The sequence below is a fragment of the Kitasatospora sp. NPDC059817 genome (genome assembly GCF_042731835.1).
Classification (GTDB): Bacteria; Actinomycetota; Actinomycetes; order Streptomycetales; family Streptomycetaceae; genus Kitasatospora.
Window position 1 is genome coordinate 1 of the sequence record NZ_JBHWIR010000346.1, and the last position, 3,982, is coordinate 3,982.

General features: G+C 72.8%; 3 protein-coding genes. All 3 read right to left on the reverse strand.

The window, feature by feature from the left end; all coding sequences use genetic code 11:
- Positions 1-153 precede the first annotated feature (153 nt).
- The 3 genes from ACFV61_RS34920 to ACFV61_RS34930 all read right to left on the reverse strand — a co-directional run bounded on the left by ACFV61_RS34920 (position 154) and on the right by ACFV61_RS34930 (position 3,688).
- Positions 154-1,200 carry an agmatine/peptidylarginine deiminase gene (locus tag ACFV61_RS34920; protein ID WP_380345446.1) on the reverse strand — a complete coding sequence of 349 codons (1,047 nt, stop codon included), beginning with the start codon at positions 1,198-1,200 and terminating at the stop codon, positions 154-156.
- 65 nt (positions 1,201-1,265) lie between these two features.
- Positions 1,266-2,981 carry an urease subunit alpha gene (locus tag ACFV61_RS34925; protein WP_063347079.1) on the reverse strand — a complete coding sequence of 572 codons (1,716 nt, stop codon included), beginning with the start codon at positions 2,979-2,981 and terminating at the stop codon, positions 1,266-1,268.
- On the reverse strand, positions 2,978-3,688 hold the full coding sequence (locus ACFV61_RS34930) for an urease subunit gamma (protein ID WP_380345472.1): 711 nt from the start codon (positions 3,686-3,688) through the stop codon (positions 2,978-2,980). The genes ACFV61_RS34925 and ACFV61_RS34930 overlap by 4 nt, the downstream gene beginning before the upstream one ends.
- Between the last annotated feature and the right edge of the window lie 294 nt (positions 3,689-3,982).

Genomic DNA, 3,982 nt, shown 5'->3' on the forward strand with positions numbered 1-3,982 from the left:
CCCCTCCCCTCCTGGGTGCGGGGGGCGGCGGGGGGGGCCCCCCCCCGGGGGGGGGGGGGGGGGGGGGCGGGGGGGGGGGGCGGGGGGGCGCCCCCCCCCCCCCGCCACCCGGGTGGTGCCCAAGGTGGCCCAGGTGCCTCAAGTGGCCTGGGGTCAGGCGGACTTCGGCTGCTGCTGGGTGATGCAGTGGATGCCGCCGCCGTTGGCGAAGATTTCGCGGGCGTCGACGAGTTCGACGGTGCGGCCCGGGTAGGCGCGGCCGAGGACGGCGGCGGCCTCCTGGTCGCGCGGGTCGTCGAAGGCGCACAGGATCACGGCGCCGTTGGCCACGTAGTGGTTGATGTAGGAGTAGTCGACCGGTTCGCCGTCCTCGTCCAGCAGGACGGTGGGGGCGGCCAGTTCGATGACCTCCAGTGCCCGGCCCCGGGCGTCGGTGGCGGCGCGCAGGATGGCGACGAGCTCCTGGCAGACGGCGTGGTCCGGGTGGGCGGGGTCCGGCTGGACGTGGGCGACGACGACGCCGGGGCGCACGAAGGAGGCGACGATGTCGATGTGTCCGCGGGTGCCGAACTCGTCGTAGTCGCGGGTGAGTCCGCGTGGCAGCCAGATCGCCTTGGTGGTGCCGAGGAAGGCGTGCAGCTCGGCCTCGACCTCCTCCTTGGTCCAGTCCGCGTTGCGGCCCTCGCCGAGCTGGACGGTCTCGGTGACCAGGACGGTGCCCTCGCCGTCGACGTGGATGCCGCCGCCCTCGTTGATCAGCCGGGAGGCGAAGCGCTGGACGCCCGTCAGTTCGCTGATGTGCTCGGCGATGTGCTGGTCGTCGTCCCAGCGGGCCCAGGACTGGGCGCCCCAGCCGTTGAAGATCCAGTCGGTGGCGGCCAGCGAGCCCTTGTCGTCGATCAGGAAGGACGGGCCGATGTCGCGCATCCAGGCGTCGTCGAGCGGGCGCTCGACGATCTCGACCTGCTCGGAGACGTACCTGCGGGCGTCCGCGGTCTCGCCGGTGTTGACGACCAGGGTGACCGGCTCGTACCGGACGATGGTGTTGGCGACGGCGGCCCAGGCCTCGCGGCCCGCGTGCAGGTTCTCGGGGGTGTCGAAGGTGGGGTTGGCGGTGGGGAAGGCCATCCAGGTGCGGTCGTGCGGGTGCCACTCGGCGGGCATCCGGTAGCCGAGGGAGGCGGGCGTGGGGGTGGTCATCCGGGAGTCCTAGGGGGAGGCGTTCGGCGGAGGTGTCAGCGGAAGCGGAAGTGGCAGCGGAAGCGTCAGAGGAAGTAGAGGCGGCTGAGCGAGACGCTGTCCGCGGGTTCGGAGCGCAGCGGTTCGCCGTCCAGCGAGACCAGGCCGGTCTGGGTGACGTCGACGCGGCCGACCCGGGCGTTGCGGACCATGTCGCGGGGGCCGATGCCGCGGGTGTTGCGGACGCCGACGCGGCGGCGGCGGGTGGGCAGCCCGTCGGCGGGGCGGTCGAGGTAGGCGCCGTCGGCGGCGGCCTGGGCGACGAAGGCGACGGAGATGTCGGCGGCGGTGGCGCCGTGGGCGCCGAACTGCGGTCCGAGGACGAGGGGTTCGCAGGTGTCGGTGGAGGCGTTGGGGTCGCCGACCACGCCGTAGGCGGGGAAGCCGGCCTTCAGGACCAGTTGGGGTTTGGCGCCGAAGTGGTCGGGGCGCCACAGGACGATGTCGGCGAGTTTGCCGACCTCGATGGAGCCGACCTCGTGGGAGAGGCCGTGGGCGATGGCGGGGTTGATGGTGAGCTTGGCGATGTAGCGCAGGACGCGCTCGTTGTCGTCGCCGCTCTCGGTGGTGCCGTAGCCGCCGTCGAGGGGGCCGAGTTCGGCCTTCATCTTGCCGGCCATGGCGAAGGTGCGGCGGACGGTCTCGCCGGCGCGGCCCATGCCCTGGGCGTCGGAGGAGGTGATGCCGATGACGCCGAGGTCGTGCAGGACGTCCTCGGCGCCCATGGTGCCGGCGCGGATGCGGTCGCGGGCCATGGCGGCGTCGCCGGGCAGGTCGGTCTTGAGGTCGTGGGCGGAGACGATCATGCCGAAGTGCTCGCCGAGCGCGTCGCGGCCGAAGGGCAGGGTGGGGTTGGTGGAGGAGCCGATGACGTTGGGCACGCCCGCCATCTTCAGCACGTTGGGGACGTGTCCGCCGCCGCAGCCCTCGATGTGGAAGGCGTGGATCGTCCGCCCCTCCAGCACCTTCAGGGTGTCCTCCACCGACAGGCACTCGTTCAGGCCGTCGGTGTGCAGGGCGACCTGGACGTCGTACTCCTCGGCGACGCGCAGCGCGGTGTCCAGGGCGCGGGTGTGGGCGCCCATGTCCTCGTGGACCTTGAAGCCGGAGGCGCCGCCCTCGGCCAGGGCCTCGACGAGCGGGGCCGCGTCGGAGGACGAACCGCGGCCCAGGAAGCCGATGTTGACGGGCCAGGCGTCGAAGGCGTTGAAGGCGTGGCGCAGTGCCCAGGGGGAGTTGACGCCGACGCCCCAGACCGGGCCGAACTCCTGGCCGATGATCGTGGTGACGCCGGAGGCCAGCGAGGCCTCCATGATCCGCGGCGAGAGCAGGTGGACGTGGGTGTCGATGGAGCCGGCGGTGGCGATCATGCCCTCGCCGGAGACGATGGTGGTGCCGGTGCCGACGACGACGTCCACGCCGTCGAGGGTGTCGGGGTTGCCGGCGCGGCCGATCGAGGCGATCCGGCCGTCGATCAGGCCGATCGAGGTCTTGCGGATGCCCTGGATGGCGTCGATCACCAGGACGTTGCTGATCACCACGTCGCAGGTGTCGCGGACGGCGGCGGCCTTGAGGTGCAGTCCGTCGCGGGCGGTCTTGCCGAAGCCGGCCAGGAACTCCTCACCGGGGGCCTGCGAGTCGGACTCGACGCGGACGATCAGGCCGGAGTCGCCGAGCCGGATCCGGTCGCCGGCCCGGGGGCCGTGCACCGAGATGTAGTCGTGGGGGGTGATGGACGTCATGACGGCACCTCCGCGTCGTCGAAGGTGGTCAGGTAGCCGGTCGCGCGGGCCTTGGCCAAGGCGGCCTCCTTCGCGCCGGGCGCGTCCAGCGGGCCGTCGACCAGGCCGGCGAAGCCGATCGCGACGCGCTGGCCGCCGATCGGCACCAGGCCGACCTCGACGGTGGCGCCCGGGTCGAAGCGCACCGAGGAGCCGGCCGGGACGGCCAGGTGGGTGCCGTAGGCGGCGGCGCGGTCGAAGGCGAGGCGCGGGTTGGCCTCGAAGAAGTGGAAGTGCGAGGTGACCGAGATCGGCACCTGGGAGGTGTTGTGGACGGGCAGTAGCACCGTCTCCTCGACCGGGTCGTAGCCGGTGCCGGCGCCGATCAGCGCGCCGCCGGGGGCTTCGTCGCCGAGCGAGCCGGCGCCCCGGAACGGGTCGTTGACGACGGCCAGGCGGGTGCCGTCGTCGAAGACGGCCTCGACCTGGATGACGGTGACGACGTCCGGCACGCCGGGCAGCACGTCGTCGGCGGTGAGCACGCTGCGGCCGGCCTCGATGGCCTCGGCCAGGCGCCGGCCGTCGCGGGCGGCCTCGCAGACGGTGTCCGCGATCAGGGCGGTGGCCTCGGGGATGTTGAGGCGTACGCCCCGGGCGCGGCGGGCGCGGGCCAGTTCGGCTGCTGTGAAGATCAGCAGCCGGTCCCGCTCGGTGGGGGTCAGTCGCACGGTTCCTCGCTCGCGGTCGCCGGGGGAGGGGGGTCGGCTTTCGGGGGCGATGTTAGAACGTCGTTCAAACATCTCGGGCCATTGAACCCGGACCGGGCCGCCGTGTCCAGCGTTGCCGGTCCGCAGGGGTTCGGCTCGCCGGGCCCGCGGCGGGGGTGAAGGCCCGCGGGAAGGCCCGCGGGGTATGCCCGCGGGGAAATCGCGCCGCCGGGGCTGTGTCGAATAAACAGCGTTCGCTGCCGACGCCAATTCAAGTGTTGTTCTGGGGGGTGGGGGCGGGTTTAAACAAATGTC

What these genes read in the sequence shown, in the direction of transcription:
- ACFV61_RS34920 (WP_380345446.1), bottom strand. Translation starts at nt 1,200, where the DNA reads ATGACCACCCCCACGCCCGCCTCCCTCGGCTACCGGATGCCCGCCGAG.
- ACFV61_RS34925 (WP_063347079.1), bottom strand. Translation starts at nt 2,981, where the DNA reads ATGACGTCCATCACCCCCCACGACTACATCTCGGTGCACGGCCCCCGG.